At 71.7% G+C, this 20825-nt stretch carries 16 protein-coding genes and 1 pseudogene; 10 read left to right on the plus strand and 7 right to left on the minus strand.

The window, feature by feature from the left end:
• Positions 1–106: 106 nt before the first annotated feature.
• A pseudogene (locus AB0M08_RS29375) lies at positions 107–1378 on the plus strand (DUF6055 domain-containing protein); the annotation flags it as partial.
• Between the two features lie 103 nt (positions 1379–1481).
• Here AB0M08_RS29375 and AB0M08_RS29380 read toward each other — a convergent pair.
• A complete protein-coding gene (locus tag AB0M08_RS29380; protein WP_364499985.1) occupies positions 1482–2369 on the minus strand; it encodes an alpha/beta fold hydrolase in 888 nt (295 codons plus the stop codon).
• 139 nt (positions 2370–2508) lie between these two features.
• On the opposite strand from AB0M08_RS29380, the gene AB0M08_RS29385 reads away from it, so the two are divergent.
• A complete protein-coding gene (locus tag AB0M08_RS29385) occupies positions 2509–2934 on the plus strand; it encodes an SDR family NAD(P)-dependent oxidoreductase (RefSeq protein WP_364499987.1) in 426 nt (141 codons plus the stop codon).
• A 208-nt stretch (positions 2935–3142) separates the two neighbouring features.
• Positions 3143–3439 (plus strand): antibiotic biosynthesis monooxygenase family protein, encoded by a 297-nt coding sequence (locus AB0M08_RS29390; protein WP_364499990.1) that lies wholly within the window; start codon positions 3143–3145, stop codon positions 3437–3439.
• A gap of 17 nt (positions 3440–3456) precedes the next feature.
• Here AB0M08_RS29390 and AB0M08_RS29395 read toward each other — a convergent pair whose 3' ends face one another.
• Entirely contained in the window at positions 3457–6213 is a 2757-nt protein-coding gene (locus AB0M08_RS29395) for a BTAD domain-containing putative transcriptional regulator (RefSeq protein ID WP_364499993.1), read from the minus strand.
• 87 nt (positions 6214–6300) lie between these two features.
• On the minus strand, positions 6301–8199 hold the full coding sequence (locus tag AB0M08_RS29400) for a BTAD domain-containing putative transcriptional regulator (RefSeq protein ID WP_364499996.1): 1899 nt from the start codon (positions 8197–8199) through the stop codon (positions 6301–6303).
• Positions 8200–8568: 369 nt separating this feature from the next.
• Here AB0M08_RS29400 and AB0M08_RS29405 point away from each other — a divergent pair, with 369 nt between their 5' ends.
• Positions 8569–9081, plus strand: coding sequence for a sigma-70 family RNA polymerase sigma factor (locus AB0M08_RS29405; protein ID WP_364499999.1), 513 nt, complete (start codon positions 8569–8571; stop codon positions 9079–9081).
• A 47-nt stretch (positions 9082–9128) separates the two neighbouring features.
• Positions 9129–10511: an FAD-binding protein gene (locus AB0M08_RS29410; RefSeq protein ID WP_364500002.1), complete on the plus strand. Its 1383-nt coding sequence runs from the start codon at positions 9129–9131 to the stop codon at positions 10509–10511.
• A gap of 59 nt (positions 10512–10570) precedes the next feature.
• Here the strand turns inward: AB0M08_RS29410 and AB0M08_RS29415 are convergent, their stop codons facing one another.
• Positions 10571–11767, minus strand: coding sequence for an MFS transporter (locus AB0M08_RS29415; protein WP_364500005.1), 1197 nt, complete (start codon positions 11765–11767; stop codon positions 10571–10573).
• Positions 11768–11838: 71 nt separating this feature from the next.
• Between AB0M08_RS29415 and AB0M08_RS29420 the strand changes: the two genes are divergently transcribed.
• The 3 genes from AB0M08_RS29420 to AB0M08_RS29430 all read left to right on the plus strand — a co-directional run bounded on the left by AB0M08_RS29420 (position 11839) and on the right by AB0M08_RS29430 (position 14168).
• Positions 11839–12672: a metallophosphoesterase gene (locus AB0M08_RS29420; protein ID WP_364500008.1), complete on the plus strand. Its 834-nt coding sequence runs from the start codon at positions 11839–11841 to the stop codon at positions 12670–12672.
• Entirely contained in the window at positions 12669–13322 is a 654-nt protein-coding gene (locus AB0M08_RS29425) for a 4'-phosphopantetheinyl transferase superfamily protein (protein ID WP_364500011.1), read from the plus strand. Before AB0M08_RS29420 ends, AB0M08_RS29425 begins: the two co-directional genes overlap by 4 nt.
• A 171-nt stretch (positions 13323–13493) precedes the next feature.
• Positions 13494–14168 carry a YceI family protein gene (locus AB0M08_RS29430; RefSeq protein WP_364500260.1) on the plus strand — a complete coding sequence of 225 codons (675 nt, stop codon included), beginning with the start codon at positions 13494–13496 and terminating at the stop codon, positions 14166–14168.
• A 19-nt stretch (positions 14169–14187) separates the two neighbouring features.
• Here the strand turns inward: AB0M08_RS29430 and AB0M08_RS29435 are convergent, their stop codons facing one another.
• Positions 14188–15801: a glycosyltransferase family 2 protein gene (locus AB0M08_RS29435; RefSeq protein ID WP_364500014.1), complete on the minus strand. Its 1614-nt coding sequence runs from the start codon at positions 15799–15801 to the stop codon at positions 14188–14190.
• Between the two features lie 327 nt (positions 15802–16128).
• Between AB0M08_RS29435 and AB0M08_RS29440 the strand changes: the two genes are divergently transcribed.
• Positions 16129–17112 carry a hypothetical protein gene (locus AB0M08_RS29440; RefSeq protein ID WP_364500017.1) on the plus strand — a complete coding sequence of 328 codons (984 nt, stop codon included), beginning with the start codon at positions 16129–16131 and terminating at the stop codon, positions 17110–17112.
• Positions 17113–17226: 114 nt separating this feature from the next.
• The gene (locus AB0M08_RS29445) at positions 17227–19395 is read left to right on the plus strand and encodes a hypothetical protein (RefSeq protein ID WP_364500020.1); all 2169 of its coding nucleotides are present in this window, start codon (positions 17227–17229) and stop codon (positions 19393–19395) included.
• Positions 19396–19561: 166 nt separating this feature from the next.
• On the opposite strand, the gene AB0M08_RS29450 is transcribed toward AB0M08_RS29445, so the two are convergent.
• Both AB0M08_RS29450 and AB0M08_RS29455 read right to left on the minus strand, forming a co-directional pair.
• Positions 19562–19921 (minus strand): hypothetical protein, encoded by a 360-nt coding sequence (locus AB0M08_RS29450; RefSeq protein WP_364500023.1) that lies wholly within the window; start codon positions 19919–19921, stop codon positions 19562–19564.
• A gap of 37 nt (positions 19922–19958) precedes the next feature.
• Positions 19959–20516, minus strand: a complete 558-nt coding sequence (locus AB0M08_RS29455) for a hypothetical protein (RefSeq protein WP_364500026.1) — start codon at positions 20514–20516, stop codon at positions 19959–19961.
• Between the last annotated feature and the right edge of the window lie 309 nt (positions 20517–20825).

A 20825-nucleotide genomic window follows, 5' to 3' on the forward strand; every position in this document is an offset into this window, starting at 1 on the left:
TCTCGAGAAGCACCCAAACGCCGAACCCAACACCTGATAACGATCTCCACCATCAATGAATCCAGATCAACTTACACAGACAACTTGACAAGCTCGCTCCTGGGGACTCGCCCACGAGCTGGGACACGTCTTCCAGAACTACACCTTCCTGGGCCGTACCGGATACGGCTTCACCGACGCGTCGGCGGGCACCTTCTGGGAGACCAGCGCCGAGTTCATGGCGATGCAGGCGCTGCCGACCACCGCGGCCGGCGACCTGTCCCGGTGGCTGCGCTCGGAGAACCTGTACTGGAGCTCCAGCCGGCACCACTACGGCAACTGGATGCTGGCCCAGTACATCAAGGACCGCGACGGCCTCGCCATGTTCAACCGGATCTGGAACGAGGCGCTCAGCAGCGAACACCCGCTCGACACCTACCGCCGGATCACCGGCATCACCCAGGCCGAGCTCAACCGCCGCGTCGGCGAGTACGCCACCCGCACGGTCACCTACGACTTCGGCAACCGCGCGACACTGATGCCCTTCATCACCAACGTCTACGGCGCCGGGTTCCTCAACGACGCGTACAACGGCGGCGGTGTCGAGGCGATCGACCAGAGCCTCGGCCACTACCGGATCAACGACCGGATGGCCCCCGCCGACTACGGGTTCAACAAGATCAAACTCGTCCCGGCCAGCACCGGCGCGACCGTCAAGGTCCACCTCAAGGGCCACGCCGAGACCGGCGCGACCGGCTGGACGTTCGGCCTCGTCGCCAAGAACAGCAGCGGCACCGCCCGCTACTCCACGCTCTACACCGGCACCGACGGCCAGATCAACCTCACCCTGCAGTCCGGCGAGACCGAGGCGTGGCTGGTGGTCACGGCCACCCCGAGCGCCGTGCCGCACTACGCGTTCCTCGACGGGTACACCGCCGCACGCCGCTTCCCGTACGAGTTCCGGGTCAGCGGCGCCACCCCCAGCGGCTTCGAGACCGGATACGTCAAACCGGCCGCCACGGGCGGCGGCCACTGGCACAGCAACGGCGGCGGCTGGGTCTCCGCCGGCGCCAGCGTGGCGTCGACCGCCTACGTCGGCCCGAAGGCCGCCGTCTACGCAGGAACGGTCACCGGCAACGCCCGCATCGAGGGCCTGGGCTGGGTCAACGGCGGCACCGTCGGCGGCAGCGCGGTGGTCAGGGACAACGCCCTGATCCAGGCCGGCGCCAACCTCTCCGGCAGCATCGTGGTGGGCGGCGACGCCGAGTTCGCCATCACCTGCGCTTCCGGTACGTACCTGCGCTTCAACCCGGACCGCGGCTGCGACGGCGGCGCCGGCGAGACCGACGTCAACCCCGCACACGGCACGTTCACCAGCACCGAGCTGGCCATCGGTTAGACGGCTCCGGCGTGATCGTCGCCGGCCCATTCGGCGACGATCACGGCCCCCTGCTCAGAACGAGTACAGGCGGTACCGCGGAGGTCGTGAACGGTGAGCGTCGTCATGCCCTCAGGACGTCCGCGGCCCGCCACGGTTCACCGCTGTTCTCGTACAGCGCGAGGTAGTCGGCGTGCACGGCGGCGGCGGAGTCGCCGAGCCGGAGCGTGTCGTGCCCGATGCCCATCGACTCCGGCAGGGTCAGCACGCCCAGCGGAATGCCGGCGGCGTCGGCGAGACGGCGCGGCACCCCGATCGCGGCGACCGGGTCCACCACACCGTCGCGAGCGCTGATCGCCACGGCCACCCGGCGCAGGCCGGTGGGCCGCGGGCGCCGGAGCCGGGCGGCCACCCGCAGATACTGCGCGGCCGCCCGCATCGAGTAGCCGCGGGCCGTACGGCGCTCGGGCAGCAGCCCCCGGCCGTAGAGCGCGATCATCGGCCGGATCAGGGCCCGCGGGGCGCGCGCCGCGTCGGGTGCGAAGAACGGCGAAAGCAGGAGCAGATCACGGACGGTGTCGCCGCGGGTCTGCGCGAGCCAGGCGGCCAGCACCGCTCCCCCGGAGATGCCCACGACGCCCGCCTCGTCGCCGAGCCCGGCCGCGACGGTCATCGCCGTGTCCGCGTAGCGGGTGAGCGCGGCCGCGGTCACCCGGTGGTGCGCGTCCGGGTCGGCCGTGCCGTGGCCGGGCGCCCGCGGGATCCAGACGTTGTACCCGCGGTCGAAGAACGCGGCGGCCAGCGCGTCGAACTGCACCGGCGCGTGCGTGTACCCGTGCAGCAGCAACACCGACCTCTCGGTGCGCGAACCGTGGCTCAGCAGGCGGCTGCGACCCTCCGGGCGCACGGCCGGATCCGCCGTCTCGGCCGCGATCACCGCCTCGGCCGCACGGATCGCGGCGCCGAAATCGGACTCGTCATCCCCGAGTTCACCGGTTGCCGGTTCGGGCATCGCACTTCTCCTTCCGGTCGACTTCGGACGGTGGAGAGAACGTACCGCGAGGGCCACGGTTCACCGCCCCCACCGATGAACCCCGGTGGCCCGGCGCCGTCCACCCCTCCGTAGACACGACCTCGCGAAGGAGACCACGTTGCGACTCTCGGAGAAGACGGCAGTGATCACGGGCGGCACCACCGGCATCGGCCTCGCCACCGCCCGCCGGTTCCTCGCCGAAGGCGCCCGGGTGATCATCACCGGACAGAACCAGGACCGCCTGACGAAGGCCCGCGCCGAGCTGGGCGCCGGCGAGAACCTCGCCACGGTACGCGCCGACATCAGGGTGATCGACGATCTCGACGCCCTCGCCGCCCGGGCCGCGGAACGTTTCGGCGGCCACCTCGACGTGCTCTTCGCCAACGCCGGTGTCGCCGCGCTGGCCGCGGTGCCCGAGGTGACCCCGGAGCAGTTCGACGAGCAGGTCGCCGTCAACCTGCGCGGCCTCTTCTTCACCGTGCAGCGGCTGCTGCCCCTGCTCGGCTCGGCCGTGACCGTCGACGGCGGGCTCGCCGACCTCTGAGCCACCGCAGGTCCGGGCCGCCCCTCGGCGCACCGGTGGTGCCCGGCCGGCCTCGCGCCGGCCGGGCACCGGGATCACTCCGTGAAACGCGGCGGGGTCACTTCGGTGGGATCGTCCCACCGGACGTATACACACCCGCCGAGTTCACCGCGATGGCGAATCCGACATTCTCTTGCCTATTCATGAATGCGCCGGAATCATCGTCACCATGTCGATCGAAATCACTTATTTCACCGTCAAGGCCGGTCGCGAGGAAGAATTCGTCACCGTCTTCGCCGAGCGCGCCATCGACTATTTCATCGATTCCGGCGCGACCGATATCAGGATCCACCGCAGCGTTACCGACCCCACCCGATTCGTGAAGACGAGCGTCTGGGAATCGCGCGAGGCGCGCCTCACGAACTTCTCCGAAACCCAGCGCCACCAGGACTTCGTGGCCCTGATCGGCCCCTATCTGGCCGGCCCGCCCACGGTGGACGACTACGACGTCGCCTTTCCCTCCTGAAAGACCGATGGCCGGCCTCAGCGGCCGGGAGCGAACTCCGCGTCGAGCCGGGCCATCCGGGACCGCAGATCGGGCGACATGAAGGCACTCTCGGCGGCCAGGGCGTCGAAGGCCACGACCGAGCGCTCCCAGACGGCGGCGGCGTCGAGGCGGCGGCCGGCCCGCAGGTAGGCCTCGCCCACCATCAGGTCGGTCAGCAGCGCCCAGATGCGGCTGCTGACCTCGCGGAACATCCGGTTCGCGGCGACCAGGAAGTCGGTCGCGTCGGGGCGGCCGGACGCCATGCCCAGCTGCAGGAAGATGGTGGCCACCAGGTTGATGTCCTGCTCGAACTCCACCGCGAGCAGCGCCTCGGTCAGCGTGGCGGTGCCCTCCTCGGCACGGCCGAGTTCGAGCAGGGTACGCCCGAGCCAGGTCAGCGTGTGGCCCAGTCCCTGCGTGTTGCCGGACGACCGGTACAGCGACACGGCGCGTTCGTAGAAGGGCAGGGCACGGGCGAAGTCCGGTACGTCGTTCAGCGACCACGTCTCGGCGATCTTCACCAGCACCGAGGCCTGCTCGGCGGGTGCGCCGAAGTCCTCGAAGAGCGACAGGGAACGCTCGTACTCGGCGGTGCCCCTCTCCCGGTCGGTCAGCGCGTACACGTTGCCGAGCAGCCGGCGCAGGTGGGCCTCGGCCAGCAGGTCGCCGGCCGCGACCGCGGCCTCCAGCGCGGGCCCGCCCGCCTCGGCCCACATCGGGATCCGGCCCGTCCGCAGGTAGGCATTGAACAGGTCGATCACCGTACGCCAGGGATGGCGGCCCCGCCGGTAGGCGGACCGGAGCGCGGCCAGCAGGTTCTCGCGCTCGGTCAGGAACCAGGCCAGGGCGTCCGGCACGGTGCCGAAGAGCTCGGGTTCGACGCCGGGCATCGTCACCCCGTCGATGACCCGCAGCACCGGCCGGATGTTGCGTTCGTTCATCAGTTCGACCGTACGGGTGAAGTGGTCGAGCAGGCGGTCGGCGGCACGTTCCCGCTCGTCCGCCGTCTCGTGCTCGGCGGCCGTCTCGGTGGCGTAGACCGCGATCAGGTCGTGCTGGGCGTACCGGCCGGGACGGGCCTCGTCGACCAGCCGGGCCCGGACCAGCTCGCGCAGCAGCCGCGCGGTGTCCCGGGCGGGCCGCCCGGCCAGGCTGACCAGCAGCGGGAGACCCGCATCCGGTCCGGTGTGGGCGGGCAGCAGCCGGAACAGCCGGGCCGCGCCCGGCGAGAGCTGCCGGTACGACCAGGAGAAGACCTCCCGGACGCCGCCCGGCGCCTCGTCGTCGAACGGGTCCAGACTCGCGCGCGCCTGATCAAGGTCGGTCAACAGGTCACCGATGCCCCGGGCCGCGACGATCGAGAGCGCGAGCGGTAGCCGGCCGCAGAGCTCGACCACCCGGTCGAGTTCCCCGTCCGGGATGCGCCCGTCGCGCACCCGTCGCCGCAGGGCGTCACGGGCCTCCCGCGGGCTCGGCAGGTCCAGGCTGATCAGCGCCGCGCCCTCCCGGACGGCCAGCCCGTCGAGCCGCAGCCGACTGGTGACCAGCACCAGCGAGCCCGGTGCGGCGAGGATGAGCGGGCGTACCTGCTCGACGGTGCGGACGTTGTCGAGCACGACCAGCAACCGGCGGTTCACCGTCAGCGTCCGGTAGAGGCCGGCCCGGGCGTCCGGGTCCTCCGGCATGCCGCCCCGGGAGACGCCGAGCGCCTCGAGGAAACCGCCGAGCACCTCGCCCGGCGCGACCGGGACGCCGGCCGGGTCGAAGCCCCGCAGGTTGGCGAAGAGCTGGCCGTCGGGGAACCGGTGCGCGACCCGATGGGCCCAGTGCACGGCCAGCGTGGACTTGCCGACCCCGGGGATGCCGTCGATCGCGATCAGTCCCGGGCCGGTGAAGCCCTCCGCCGCCTCGGACAGGGCGCGCAGTTCGCCGCTGCGGCCGCTGAACAGCCGCAGGTCGGGCGGGAGCTGCGCCGGGTGCGGCAGCGCGGCCGGGCGGGCCGGGCGGGCCGGCCGGGTCACCTGCTCGAGCACCTCGGCCAGCGCGGCTCCCGGCACCAGTCCCAACCGTGCCCCGAGTTCCTCCTCGATCCGCCGATACCAGGCGGCCGCCTCCTCCGGCCGCCCGTCCTGGGCCAGCAGGCGCATCATCTCGGCGGCCAGCGCCTCGTCCAGCGGGTCGGCCTCGGCCGCCGCCCGCACCAGCGGCAGCATCCGCCCCGGTACCCCGGCCCGGCGCGCCGCCGCGCCCGCGGCCAGCGCGGCCGCCGTACGCTCCCGGTCGACCGCGGCGAACGCCGCGACGGCGCCGAGCCCCTGGGCGTACGGTCCCCGCCACAGCGACAGCGCCGCCGTCCAGATCGGCACCGCCTCGGCGGGCTCGGCCGCCGAGGCGGTCGCGACCAGCTCCCGGAACTCCAGGACGTCCGCGCTCGACCGGTCGGCCCGCAGGCGGTAGCCCTCCGCCGTACCGGCCAGCCACCCGCCCTCGGCCCGCACCGGCAGACCGGGCTCGAACGCCCGCCGGATCATGCCGACGTACCGGTGCACCATGTTGGTCGCGTTCGCCGGCGGCTCGGCGGGCCAGAGCAGGGCGATCAGGTCGGCCGGGCTCACCGTGCCGCCCGCCCTGGTCAGCAACAGCGCCAGCATCCGCTGCGGCCGCACCCCACCCGGCTCCACCTCGGCGCCCGCCCGCAGGACCCGCAGGGCACCGAGCACCTCCAGCCGGATCGGAGGTACTCCGTCGCGCATCCCGGCCCTCCCGCATCGACTACCGCCGCTGAAACACGGTGATTCTGCACCACCGCCCGGACCTCGGGGCACACCGATCCCGGGCGGCTAACCGGCGGCCATGCCGGCGTAGCGCACCCGGTCGGCGCCGGGCACCAGCCGCAGCGTGTGCCGGGGCGCGGTCTGCTCGGCCAGTTCCCGCGCGAACTCGAGCACCGGCTCGATCACCGTGTAGCGGTGCAGGCCGGTGCGGACCAGCAGGCCGGCACGGTAGATCTCGCTCAGCGCGGCGGAGGCGCCGGTCCGGGCCACCCCGGCGAGCTCGGCCGCGACGTCCGGGTCGACCGCCGGGGATCCGCCCCGGCTCAGGCTCCGCAGCATCCGGGCGGCGTCCCGCCCGAGGCCGTGGTACGACCGTTCGAAGACCGCCCGCAGGTCGGCGTCGGCGTCGTCACCGATGAACGGATCGAGACCGGGCAGCGTCGGCAGGCAGGACGCGAGCTCCCGCAACGGCCGGGGCCTGTGCTCCGAGATGCGTGCGGCGACGATGGCCATCGCCAGCGGCAGCCGTCCGGACCGGGAGAGCAGCGTGGCCAGCATGTCCTCGTCCTCGGGCCCGGCCGGCGCGGGACCGTTGAGACGTCGCAGCAGCAGGTGACGGGCGTCCTCGGCCGGCGGGACGTCCAGAGTCAGCAGCAGGGCGCCGTCCGCGGCGGCGAGGCCGGTGAGCCGACTGCGGCTGGTGACCAGGACGACGCTGCCGGGCGCGGCCGGGATCAGCGGGCGCACCTGCTCGGCCTCGCGCGCGTCGTCAAGCAGGATCAGCAGCCGGCGTCCGCTCGTCAGGGTGCGCCACTGCGCGGCCCGCGCCTGCGCCGTCCGGGGCAGCTCGGCGCACGGAACTCCCAGGCCGCAGAGCAGCCGGCCCAGCGACTCGGCGGCGGTCGACGGCTCGTCCCGGCCCGATCCGCGCAGGTTCAGGAAGAGCTGCCCGTCCGGGAACCGCTCGGCGATCTCGTACGCCCAGTGCACCGCGAGCGCGGTCTTGCCCACGCCGAGCATCCCGTCGACGGCGACCACGGCCGCGCCGTGCTGCTGCGCGATGCCCTCGCCGAGCATCCGCCCCAGCTCCGCGCGCTCGGCCCGGCGGCCGGTGAACAGTGGCGACGCCGGCGGCAGCTGTGCCGGCACCGATGTCCACCCGCCCGGCGCGGAGACCGGCACCGCCGGACGGCCCGGTGCGACCCCGGGCACCGGGGCCGGCGGCTCGCGCAGGATGGTCTCGAAGGCCGCGGTGAGCTCGCGGCCCGGACTCAGGCCGAGGTCGGACACGAGGCGTTCGCGGAGGTGGTGGTACCGCTCGATCGCCTCGGCCGGGCGCCCGGCCGAGGCCAGCAGCAGGAGCAGGCGCGCTTGCAGGGCCTCGTCGAACGGCTCCGCCGCCGCGGCCTCCTGCACGGCGGGCAGCAGCGACACGGCGCCCGGGCCGTCCGGCGCCGCGGCCGCCGCCGCGTAGGCGACCATCGAGCGTTCCCGGTTCACGGCCACGAACAGGGGGTGCGTGTCGGCGTCGAGCCCGGCGCCGAACCGGCCGTGCCAGAGTGCGAGCGCCTCCCGGTAGGCCGCGATCGCGGGTTCTGTCCGCCCCGCCTGCAGCTCGGCCGCCGCGTGGGCGGCCTTCGCCCGGAACAGCAGGAGGTCCACGGCCCCGGTGGGCGCGGTGATCCGGTAGCCGCCCGGCCGGCGAACCAGCCACTCCCCCTCGGCCCGCCGGGCCAGACCGGGTTCGATCACTCGCCGGATCGCGCCGATGTGCCGGTGCACGACGTTGACCGCGGTCGGTGGCGGGTCGTCACCCCACAGCAGTTCCACCAGTTCGGACACCGCCACCGGATGCCCGGCCCGGGCCAGGAGCATGGCCGCCATCAGGCGTGGCTGCCGGGCACCGAGGTCCACCTCGGTTCCCGCACGCCAGGCCCGTACTCCGCCGAGGACCGAGAACTGCACCGGACTGGACAATGCGCCGCCCTTCGGATGACGAGTCAACGTACTTAAAATCTCAAAGAGGCCATTGTCCCCCCGCGACGCACGCCCGGAGTTCGTGATCTCCGAGAATGCTGGGGCCTGCAACAGTGAGAATCCACCGGGTTTCGGCCTGTGTCGGAAATTGAACAATCCACCCCGGGCACCGTCCTCCCCTGCGGGAAGGGTGCGGAGCCCGCCCCCCGCTCGGCGGAAGTGACGACCACCGCCGGGGCCGTCACTTCCGCGGCACTTCGCCATCAGTTCCGCATCACAACGCCCTCCTAGCTTCGGATTCGGCGGTACGGGAGCACGTTCCCGCACCGCCGGCCGAGAGCGATCAGGGATGACGAGATGACGACAATGACGGCGGCGAGCGACCGGATCGACGCGCTGCACGCAGCACACTCCGCGAGTCTGCTGCGCTTTCTGACCCGCTTGACACACGGCGAGCGGCAGACCGCCGAGGACCTCGTGCAGGAGACCATGTTGCGCGCCTGGCGGCACGTCGACACCCTGCCGACCGACCCGGACAGCGAGCGGCGCTGGCTGTTCACCGTGGCCCGGCGCCTGTTCATCGACGTGATCCGGTCGCGGCAGAGCCGCCCGGCCGAGACACCGGTCTTCGACATGGACTGGGTGTCGTCCGCCGAGGACACCGTCGACGTGGCCATCGCGACGCAGTCGATCCTGACCGCGTTCGACCAGTTGAGCGACGTCCAGCGCGGTGTCCTGTCCGACCTGCACTTCCGCGGCGAGGCACCCCGGGATCTCGCCCGCCGCCTGCGAGTGCCGCTCGGCACGGTCAAGTCCCGGGCGCACTACGCCCTGCGCGCCCTGCGCAACGGCATGGAAGCCACGGGCTGACGACCGCTCCCGGCCCGCAACATACCTCCGACCACGGGAAAGAAACGATGACTGACCTACCTGACCTGACCCGGCTGAAGAACCAGCTGACCGGGCCCGTCTTCCTGCCCGGCGACGCCGGTTACGACGCCGAGCGCGCGTTGTTCAACCTCAACCGGGAGCTCGTTCCGGCGATCGTGGTCGGCGCGGCCACCGCGGCCGACGTCCAGGCGGCCATCCGGTTCGCCGCGGAGCACGGGCTGGCGGTCGCGACCCGCGGCGGCGGGCACCTCGCCCCGCGTGACGGCGCCGGTCAGCTGCTGCTGACCCTCGACCGGATGAACTCGGTGACCGTCGACCCCGGGCGGCGCACCGCCCGGATCACCGGCACGCCGCGCTGGGCCGACGTCATGGGCCCGGCCGGCGAGCACGGCCTGGCCGCGGCGAACGGCTCCGCGGCCGGGGTCGGCGCGGTCGGCTACATGCTCGGCGGCGGCCTCAGCCCGGTCCTGGGCCGGCCGAAGGGCTGGGCCTCCGACCACATCATCGCGATGGACGTGGTCACCGCCGACGGCCGGCTGCGCACCGCCAGCGCCACCGAGGAGACGGATCTGTTCTTCGCGCTGCGCGGTTCCAAGGGCAACGTGGGGGTGGTGACCGCGGTCGAGTTCGGACTGTTCCCGATCACCACCGTCTACGGCGGCGGCCTGTGGTTCGCCGGTGAGCGCCTCGCCGAGGTGCTGCCGGCCTGGCGGGACTGGGCGGCCACGCTGCCCGAGTCCGCCACCACATCGGTGGCGATCCAGCGGCTGCCGCCCCTCCCGGAGCTGCCCGGCCCGCTGCGCGGCGCGTTCGTCGTCCACGTGCGCTACTCGCACATCGGCACCGCCGCCGAGGGCGAGGCGGCACTCGCCCCGATCCGGGCGCTGGGCTCCCCGGTCTTCGACACCGTCACCGAGATGCCGTACGCCGAGTCCGGCGACATCCACAACGACCCGCCGGACCCGCTGCCCTACTACGACCGCAGCCTCGGCCTGCGCGAGTTCTCCGACGACACCATCGCCACCCTGGTGGAGCTCACCGGGCCCGGATCCGACTGCCCGCTGGTGGCCGTCGAGGTCCGGGCGCTCGGCGGCGCGCTCGACCGCGTCCCGCCGGCACCCGACGCGGTGCCCTCCCGCGGCCTGCCGTTCCAGTGGTTCGCCTTCGGCGCCGGCGGTCCCGGGCAGGAGGAGCTGATGACCGGCTACCTGGAGAGGTGTGTCGAGGCGCTGACGCCGTGGGCGCACCCCCGCCGCATGGTCAACTTCGTCGGCCCGGAGGAGGCTCTCACGCCGCGGGAGCTGCGCGACACCTACGGCGCCGACCTGTACGACCGCATCGTCGCGGTCAAGGAGAAGTACGACCCGGAGAACATGTTCCGGATCAACCACAACATCGTCCGGGTCTGAGCCTCTACCCGGGCTGACCGCGGGGCGGGTCCCATCATGCCGGTGGGACCCGCCCCGGTTCACTTCCTCGACAGTGGACGGGCCGCGGCGACGATCAGCGCCACCAGCAGGACGGCGAAGTAGAGCACCGCGTCGCGGGTCGCGACGTGCTGCGCCGCGAAGCCCAGGCCGAGAACCGGCACCGCCAGGCCGAGGTAGCCGGCCAGGAAGAGCCCGGCGAGGGCCTCACCGCGAGCCTCGGGCTCGGCCAGCGTGATGGTGGTGGTCAGGGCGCCCTTGAAGGCGGCGCCCGCACCGGCCCCGGTGATCAGGCCGCCGATCAGGAACAGCGCGAAACTCGTCTGCCAGACCCCGGCGATCAGCACGCTCAGACCGGCGGCCAGCGTGAGCAGACCGATGCGCAGCAGCACCGGCAGGGACGCCTTGGCGAGCGCGAACTGGGCGAACACCGCGGCCGCGAAGACGCCGAAGGCCACCAGCCCGGCCACCGCGTGCGAACGCTGGCCCAGCACCCCCACCAGGAAGCCCGGCGTGAGCGAGGTGAACAGGCCGAAGACGGCGAAGCCGGAGAACGCGACGGCGGCCGCGGCCGCGTACCTGCCGAGCGCGGCCCGGGGCACCGAGACCCGCTGCGGGCGCCACGGCACGCTGCGCCTGGTCACCGTCTCGTGCGCGGTCAGCGTGACGATCAGACCGACCGCGAGCAGGGCCTCGAACACCAGGTAGGGAACGGTCAGCGGGTGCCCCGCGTATTCGGCCAGGACGCCCGCGATCAGCGGGCCGAGTCCGATGCCGCCGAGGTTGGCCGAGGTGGCGACCAGGTCGGCACGCCGGCGGCCGCTGCCCGGCCGGTCCTTCACGTGCAGTTCCATCAGGTACGCGGTGGCGGTCGCGGTCAGCATGCCGACGCTGACCCCGGAGATGAACCGGGCCACGAGCAGCGACGCCAGGCCGGGCAGCAGGAACACCGGCCCGGCGACCAGGTCGGCGACGAGTGCCCAGGCCACCATCCGGCGCCGGCCGACCCAGTCGGAGAGGTGGCCGGCAGTGAAGACGCTGAGCACGACACCGATGGCGTACATGGCGAAGACCACGGTGATGGTGAACGAGCTGAGCCCGTCGCGCTGGGCGTAGAGCACGTAGAGCGGGGTCGGGGCGGCCGAGAAGGCCATCACGACGGCGAAGGCGAAGGCGATGCGCCAGAAGCCGCGCACCCCTGCCCCGGTGGTCTGTTCGGTGGTCGTTGCGGTCGTCATGCCCCGGAGGACGGGCCCGGTGCCGCCGAGTTCACGTCACGAGCCGGAACGGTCTGGCACTATTGATCGATGTGACGGCATCCCTACTGGCGGTCAGCGATCTGCACATCTCGTACCGGGAGAACCGGGAGGTGCTCGACGGGATCCGGCCGGAGTCCGAGGACGACTGGCTGATCGTGGCGGGTGACGTCGGCGAGCTCTTCGACGGCGTCGGCTGGGCGCTCGGTTCGCTGCGAGAGCGCTTCGGCACGGTGATCTGGGCGCCCGGCAACCATGAACTGTGGACACACCCGAAGGATCCGGTGCAGCTGCGCGGCGAGGAGCGCTACCGGGCCCTCGTCGACCGGTGCCGCGAGCTGGACGTGCTCACGCCGGAGGACGAGTACCCGGTCTTCCCCGGCCGGGAGGGCCCGGTCGTCGTGGCGCCGCTCTTCCTGCTCTACGACTACTCGTGGATGGCGCCCGGCGCGACCACCAAGGAGAAGAGCCTGGAGCTCGCGTACGCCGCCGGGGTGGTCTGCACCGATGAGATGCTGCTGCATCCGGACCCGTACCCGGACCGGGAGTCGTGGTGCCACGCCCGGCTGGCGGCGACCGAGAAGCGGCTCGCCGCGATCGACCCCGCGCTGCCCACTGTGCTCGCCGGCCACTGGCCGCTGCGCCGCGAGCCGACCGACGTCATGTGGCACCCGGAGTTCGCGCAGTGGTGCGGCACCGACCGGACCGCCGACTGGCACCTGCGGTTCCGGGCCGCCGCCGCGGTCTACGGCCACCTGCACATCCCGCGTACCACGACGTACGACGGGGTGCGCTTCGAGGAGGTCTCGCTCGGCTACCCCCGCGAGTGGGGCCGCCGCGAGGGCCCGCCCCGGCCGGTGCGCCGGATCCTGGAGGGCGCCGCGTGATCAAGGAGCTGCTGCCCCCGGCGGTGGTGGCCGTCGAGGCGTTCGGCGACGTCCCGGGCGAGGCGCCCTTCCCCGGCGAGGAGGATCTCGTCGCCCGGGCCGTCGAGGTCCGCCGCCGCGAGTTCATCACCGCCCGCCGGTGTGCCCGGGAGGCGCTGCGCGGTTTCGGCTTCCCGGACGCGCCGATCCGCCCCGGCCCCCAGCGCGAACCACAGTGGCCGTCCGGCATGTCCGGCAGCATCACCCACTGTGCCGGCTACCGGGCCGCGGCCGTGGCGCGTACGGCCGACGTGCCGCTGCTCGGCATCGACGCCGAGCCGCACGGCCCGCTCCCCGAGGGCGTCGCCGACTCGATCGTCGTCCCCGGCGAGCCGGAGATGCTGGACCGGCTCGCCGCCACGCACCCCGGCACGCACTGGGGCCGGGTGCTGTTCAGCGCGAAGGAGTCGGTCTACAAGGCCTGGTTCCCGCTGACCCGCCGCTGGCTCGGTTTCGAGGAGGCCCGCCTGAGCATCGCCCCGGACACCGGCACGTTCGCCGCGACCCTCCTGACGGACGGCACCAGAGTCGACGGCGGCCCACCGCTGACCGTCCTGCACGGCCGGTTCACCGTCGGTCGCGGTCTCGTCCTGACCGCTGTGTCACCGTGACGCCACGCAGAAACGAACCGGAACGGGAAAAAATGACCATGGGTCCGTGCCGCCGTCACGCTGCGCGCGGAGGCGCGTGAGCACCGTCACTGACCAGTGCAAACACAGCTAAGACGCCTAAAATCGTCAAGATTTGTAAGAACGATGGGGGGTCTAGAGGTGAAGCGAACGATGGTCGACCGGCCGATCCGCGAATGGAACGGGCTCACGATTCCGGACCCTGGGATCTACCACCTTGACCAGGCTCACAAGCGCATCGGCTTCCAGTCCCAGCACATGATGGTCAGCGCGGTCCGGGGCGAGTTCGCCGAGGGCAGCGCGACCATCGCCGTGGCCGAGGACCCGCTCCGCTCCTCGGTGACGGCCACCATCCGGGCGGACAGCCTCACCACGCACCACCCCGACCGCGACGCCCATCTCGCGAGTCCCGACTTCCTGGACGTGGCGCGGTTCCCGACACTCGAGTTCCGCAGCACCGGGGTGCGCTGGCAGGAGAGCAACGAGGCGGTCGCCCTGCTGGCCCGGCTGCGGAACAACCCGATCTCCCGGCGGGGCCGGCCCGGCGGCGCCGTGCCCCTGGCCGCGCAGGCGAGCGGGCGGTTCCTGGTGCACGGCGAGCTGACCGTCCGGGACGTCACCCGCCCGCTCGACCTGCAGGTGTCCTACGGCGGGGCCCGGCGCGACCCGACCGGGCAGGACATCTTCGGCTTCAGCGCCTCCGCCGAGTTCGACCGGGAGGCGTACGGGCTGGTGTGGAACGTGCTGCTGGAGAGCGGCGGCGTGCTGGTCGGCAAGACCGTGCGGATCGAGATCGCCGGCGAGGCGGTCCACCACCGGGCCGGATGACCCCAACCGTCCCGGCCCGCTACGCCACGGCGGGTGAGCGCTCCTGCGACGCGCGCTCCCGGGCCAGCTCGGCGAGTTGCGCCCGCTCCTCTGCCGCACTGCGTGCCGGGGCGACCACCGCCGCCGGCAGCTCGGCTCTCGCCGTACGCGGGGAAACGGTGTTGTGTTTCCTGGCCAGGAAGACGCAGAGCAGCGCCGGGACGACGATCAGCGCGACCGGCAGCACGCTGTGGGTCAGCAGGAGCGAGACTCCGGCCAGGGCGATGCCGAAGGCGATCTCGGCGCGGGTGGCGCCGAACGCCTCGCGGAGCGTCACCCGGCCGGAGCTCTTCGGGGTGACCAGGAAGACCGACCCGCCGAACGCCGAGGTGACCGACGAGCGCAGGCTGACGAAGAACATCGAGCCGTAGAGCACCACCGAGTGCAGCAGGTAGGAGAGCAGCGCGATCTTCGGCATCCGGCGGAAATGGAAGAGGACGTCGTTGAGCAGCGGCGCCAGCAGGAATGCGATCGTGGGCACCAGCATCCACACCGGATAGGTGACCGTGTAGCCCAGTGCGGGCAGCGCGATCACGTGAATGGCCACGTAGAGCGAGAAGAGCGCGGTCAGCGGGAGGCTGTAGGTGAACAGCACGATGTCGAGCTTCTCGTACCAGGTCATCCGGGAGCTGAGAATGGTGCCGGAATACCGTTTGATGAACTCCATGTTGCCCTGCGTCCACTTCGAGTGACGCTTCTTGAAGGCGTGGTAGCTGACCGGGAACTCCTCCTCGCAGCGGATGTCCGGCGCGAAGACCGTGTAGTACCCGGCGTCACGTGCGGCGATGGAGAAGCAGAGGTCCTCGGCGACCACGCTGGGGAAGCCGCCGGCCGCGTGGTAACACTCCCGGCTGACCATCGCGCCGTGGCCGAGCAGCGAGAGGAAGCCGTGCCGGTCCTTGACGCTCTGGTACGCGATCCAGTGCGAGTCCACCCCGATGGCGAAGGTACGCATGAAGTCGTTGCGGTTGCGGGTCGCCGAGTGGTTCGCCTGGACGATCCCCGCATTGCCGTAGTGGGCGAAGTAGTCCAGGCTCCGCGAGATGTAGTCGGCCGGGACGATCTCGTCGCTGTCCAGGATGACGAAGTAGTCGTACTCCGCCGTACGCAGGTAGTTGTTGAGGTTTCCGGCCTTGAAGCCGGCCCGGTCGGCGCGGCGCACCACGCGGACGCCGTAGCGCTCGGCGAACGCGTCGACCTCGGCGAGTGACTCCGGCTTCTTCGAGTCGTCGAGGATCACCACCTCGTAGTTGCCGTACCGCTGGGCCATGCTGCGCAGCAGGCTCTCCCCGGAGAAGTCGTCGCAGGTGCAGTAGACGAGCACCACCCGGGGTTCGCCGCCACCGGCCCGGCGGGGCACCTCGACCGGGCGTGGCCGCTGGACCAGGTGGAAGTAGAGCGTGTACACGATGTCCTTGGTGCCGTTCAGCCAGAAGTAGGTGATGAACAGCGCGCTGGCGGTGGTGAGCGCGCCCAGGTACCACGCCGCGCCGGCGGCGGCCGACACCACGTGCGCCATCGCGGGGACCGCGGGCACGAGGATCGCCAGCCAGCAGGCGAGAATCAGCAGGTAGACACGGGGTGATTTGGCCACGACTGCCCTCTCCGGAATCGTCGTATCTTTACATTTCTCACGCCGCCCCGGAGTAATCACCGTTGATTATGGTCCGGTGTTGATATTGACGAGCGCTAGGATGTTTCCGGCCGACGGCAACCATAGCGAGCGGTCGATGGTGGAGCAACCGTGCCGGCATGGCGACAATCACGATCCGGCCGCCGACATTGCCCCTCCGTTAAATATGTGTGGCGTGGGAGCGCGATCGTCCGGGTACGGCGATCCACATCGCCCGAAATGAAATGCAAACGCAATACAGTGGCGAGCGTCACGGTTTGGGAGGAGGAATTCGTGAAAGGCGGGAGCGTGCTGATCATTGTGGCGATACTGCTGGCGGTGACCGGGCTCGGCAGGGGCGACGAGGCGGACCCGCCACGCTGCGGCGACGTCCCGGACCGGGACGGGGGCGTGCTGACGCCGTACCCGGGGATGGGCGCGGGAACGTTCCTGCGCGGCGCCTCCCTGGCGAGCACCGATCCCGCGCGGCTGCTGCCCGTCATGCGCGACCGGTACATGATCGACACCGTCGGGCTGTACCACCTGGACGATCCCGCGCCCGTCGCCGCCGCCCTGGAGCGGCTCGGCATGACCGCGGTGGTCCGCCTGGAGGAGTACGACCCGGCGACCTTCGCGTTCACCGGCGGGGACGCCGACCGCCTGCTCGCCCGCCACGCGCCCCTGCTCGCCGGGTTGCCGCGGGAGCGGATCGCGTACCTCGCCGTGAACATGCCGCTGGACGATCCCCGGGTCCAGGCCCGGCTCGGCGGCGTCAACTCCCCGCTGTCGGCCGGGAGCCAGCTGACGTACGCCGCCACGGTCGTGTCCCGGTTGCGCGCCATCGCCCCCGGGGTGCCGGTCTACCTGGGTGTCTTCTACGGCTGGGACGGCGCTTACCGGCCGCCGTCCTACCGGGACGCCCGCGCCGACGGCTACTTCCTGACCAGCTACAGCTACCCGGGCCCGACCGTGCGCGCCGCCACCGACGACGACGCCACCCTGATCGACGCCGCGGGCCGCCGGACGGTGATGGACCGCTTCCGTGAGCAGTACGGCGACGCCCCGGTGGTGATCGAGTACGGCGTCCACACCGCCGAGGGGCACGGCGGCACACGGCCCGCTCAGGACGCCGGCCTGGTCCGGGACCGGGCCGCCAAGCGCCGCGCTCTGGCGGCCACCACCCGCTTCTACTGCACCGAGTATCCGCAGGTCCGCGGCACCCTCTACTTCGGCTTCGACGTCTACAAGTCCGAAGGTGATCCCCCGGCGCCGCTGGACTACGGACTCTCCTGAGAATTGGCCGCGTAACATTCTTGTGACCGTCGTGTTAAGCGCTTAGAGTCTGGGCATCGGTCAAAATCTAAGCGCTTAGATGTACGACCGGCGCCCGTCGACAAGGAGCCGGCCATGGGAAAAGTGCTGTCCACACTCCTCACAGCGATCCTCTCCGCCATCCCCTCCTCCGCCACCCCTTCCTCCGCCACCCCCTCCTCAGCCGCCGTGAATGCGTCGAACCTGTTAACTCCGTATGACCCCGGTCGATTCGTCGATCTCTACTCCACGCCCGGCGGGCCGATCGCCGGGGCGACGTACATCTTCAATCCGACCGTGGACTGGCAGCGCCGGATGGCGTTCGACTTCCGGCAGATGCGCGCGATCGGCGTGAACACCGTCGGCCTCTACAACCTGGTGCAGATGACCGACGCCGACCGGGACGCCCTCTTCGCCGAGTTGGAGCGCAACCGGCTGAAGGCGGTGGTCCGGATCGAGTGGTACGACCGGCAGACGTTCGCGTTCACCGCCGCCGACGCCGACCGGGTGCTGCGCTACTACGACGCCGACGACACCGCACACGGCTACACCGCGCTGTTGAGCTACCTGGTCCGCCGCGGCAAACTGTCCGATGTCGCCTACCTAGCGGTCAACATGCCGGTCGACGACGGGATGGTCAGCGGACACTTCGCGACGAGTGAGTACCCGGACGGGCGGTCGAATCCCCTCTGGGCGGCGCGGCAACCGTCGTACGCGGAAAGGCTCTTGACCGGTCTGCGCGCGAAGACCGGGAGCACCGAGGCGTATCTCAGCGTCTTCTACGGCTGGGACCAGTCCTATCCGACGCCGTCCTACGCCGGGATCGCGCACCCGGCCGACGGTTATTTCCTGAACAATTACTCCTACCCGATCTCCGCACCCGCGAACGCCGGCGCATCCACCGCCGAGCTGCTGAACGTGCCACGCCTGGCCGGCGCCATGGATAAGATCATCGCGCAGTACGGCGCCGCCCCGAAGGTCATCGAATACGGTTTCCACACCGTCGACTTCAACAACGGCGTGATCCCGAACCAGAACGCCGGCCTGGTCCAGTCGCAGGCCGCCAAGAAACGCGCGCTCACCGAGACGACCGCCTATTACCAAAACCCCGATTTCCAGGTACGCGGCACGCTGTACTTCGCCGAGAACCTCTTCAAGCCGGAGGGGAACCCGCCCGCGACGATGGACTGGGCACTCGGGGTGCCGGTCGCCGAGACCCAGGCGGAGGACACCTCGGCGACCCGCTACTACCGAAACGGATCACCGATCGACGTCACCCCGGTCGCCGACTCGACCGCGTGGGGCGGCGCGGCGATCACCCTGGCGAACCCCGGCGACACGCTCGCGTTCCAGAACCTCGCGGCCGCCTCCGTGGCGCAGATCCGCTACCGCGCCGCCCCGGCGACCACGCTGTCGATGTCGGTCAACGGCGCCACCGCGCGCACGCTCACCCTGCCCGCCGCGACCGACTGGAGCACGTTCACCGTCCCGTTCAGCATCCCGCTCCAGGGCACCGTGACCCTGCAGCGCCCGTCGTCCGGCGGCGCGGTGACCGTCGACTGGTTCGGCGGCAAGCCGGAGAACGAGGCCGAGCTGACCGCCCACACCGGATCGAACCCGGTCAGCGCGTCCGGCGCGTCCCGCGGCGAGGCCCTCACGATGCCCGCCGGCCAGGCCGCCACGCTGACGATCGACCCGGTCCGCGGCGGCACCCGGATCCTGATCCGCTATTGCGCCACGGTCGCGACGACCCTGCGACTCTCCACCGGCACGACGGTCACCCTGCCCGCGACCGGCGGCGCCTTCGCCTCCCGAACGGTCGACGCCGCCGTGACCAGCGGAACCGCCCTCACGCTGACCCGCCCGGCCTCCGACGGCGACCTGCTGCTGGACTACCTGACCATCGGCGGCCAGTACGAGGCGGAGTCGTCCGGCGGCCTCTACAACGGAGCGCACGCGGTCGCCTCGGCGACGGCGTCCGAGGGCGCGCTCGCCACCTCGTTCGACGTGCTCGGCGCCTCGGTGGTCTTCGCCCCGGTCCGCGCGGGCAGCAGGCTCACGTTCCGGTACGCCGCCACCCGCGCCGCGAGCATGACGGTGCTCCTCGACGACGTGGCACACCCGATCGCGTTCCCCGCGACCGGCGGCCGGCTCGCCACCGCCGAGCTGTCCCTATCGATCCCGGAGAACGCCACGCTGATCGTCCAGCGCAATGCCGGCGACACCGCGCTGGGCCTCTCGATCGACGCGATGTCGGTATCCTGACCGCCATCCGCGCCCACCCCGCCGACCGTTCCCGCGGCCGGGCACTGCCGCGCGGATCACGCGGGTGCGAGGCGCGGTCCAGGTGGCGGCCGGCGCCGCCTGGGCCACGCCGCAGCCCCGCGCGACAGGGCCTCACCGCAGCCCCGCGAGCCCCGCGTGACGGGGCCTAACGGGTCGGCGGGGGCGGCGACTGCGACTGGCGCTGCTCCGGCACCGGTCGCTGGCCGTTGTCACGCTGGTCGTTGCGCCGGTCCTCCGGCCGAACCTGCTGGGCGGCCGGGGAGGTGAGGCTCGCCGCCGCCGTATTGGGAACGACAGGAGCGCCGGGACCGCGATTCTGCTGCGCGTCGAAGTTGGCAAGATACGCCCGGCCGGACTGCGTCAGACTCAGCGCGGCGCGCAGCTCGGACTGGGCCTTACGGGTTCGTTCCGCCAGGGTCGCCCTGACACCGTCGGCGTACTCCTGCGCCTGCAGACCGGTGGCGGTCGCTTGGGCGATCCCCCTCTGGGTCGTCTCGAGAGCCATCCGGCTCTGTCGCGTCGACAGCTCGACATACCGCTGGTCAACGGGGGAGAGCTGACTCTGGATTTGCGACAGGGGAGGCAGATCCTGGGGCATGGTGATGCGCATCCTTCCTCGCGGCCGGGCCATCGACGACTCGGCCGATTGACAACGGCGGGAGTACGACGTTCGCCCTCGGCGCCGGGTTCAACGAGGTGACCTGGCTCTCGATCAGCATCAGCTCCCGGACCCGGGCGGCGATCTCGAGCGGCCGGAGGACCGGCTGCCACCGCACGCCCAGCGCGCCGGGGTTCCCGGCCAGGTGCTCCAGCCCTCGCGCCATCCGTTCACGGATCTGCGTCTCGCGCGGCGCGATCTGGGCGACCAGCGCCGCCGCGTCCGGATTCAGCCGCGCCCATCCCTCCGAGGAACCGGTGGCCGCCCGGTGCGACTCCGCGGCGGCCCGGGCCGTCTGCAATCGGTGCAGCGACCACACCGCGGTGCCGAGATCGCCGAGGTCGTACCCGCGTTCCTGGATCTCGGGGAGCGCCCGGACGAGCAGCGCCAGGTCCTCGGTATGACGCTCGGTCACCTGCGACAGGCTCACGTTCTCGGGCACCCGGTGTTCTCCTCCGCGTCGGCTATCCCTCACAACGGGAACATTCCGCCCACCGTTCAGCGGAAGATGCTCCCCTGAATACCGTCCCGACGCCCCGGTCCGTGTGTGGACTCCGGTGCCGGTGCGCACCGGACTCCTCACGCCCGGCGCGGGCGGGTACGTCTCCGCCGGGGTGAGCCGCGTATACCGGCCGACCTCGGCGAGGTGGCCCGCCGTTCTCGGTCATGGTCCGGGTCGGGGGTTATCCACAGCCGGGGTTTATCCACAGGGCCCCGGGCCAAGATCACCGTTTTCTGCCACTGTTCCGTT

It is taken from the genome of Actinoplanes sp. NPDC051851, assembly GCF_040681165.1.
GTDB lineage: Bacteria > Actinomycetota > Actinomycetes > Mycobacteriales > Micromonosporaceae > Actinoplanes.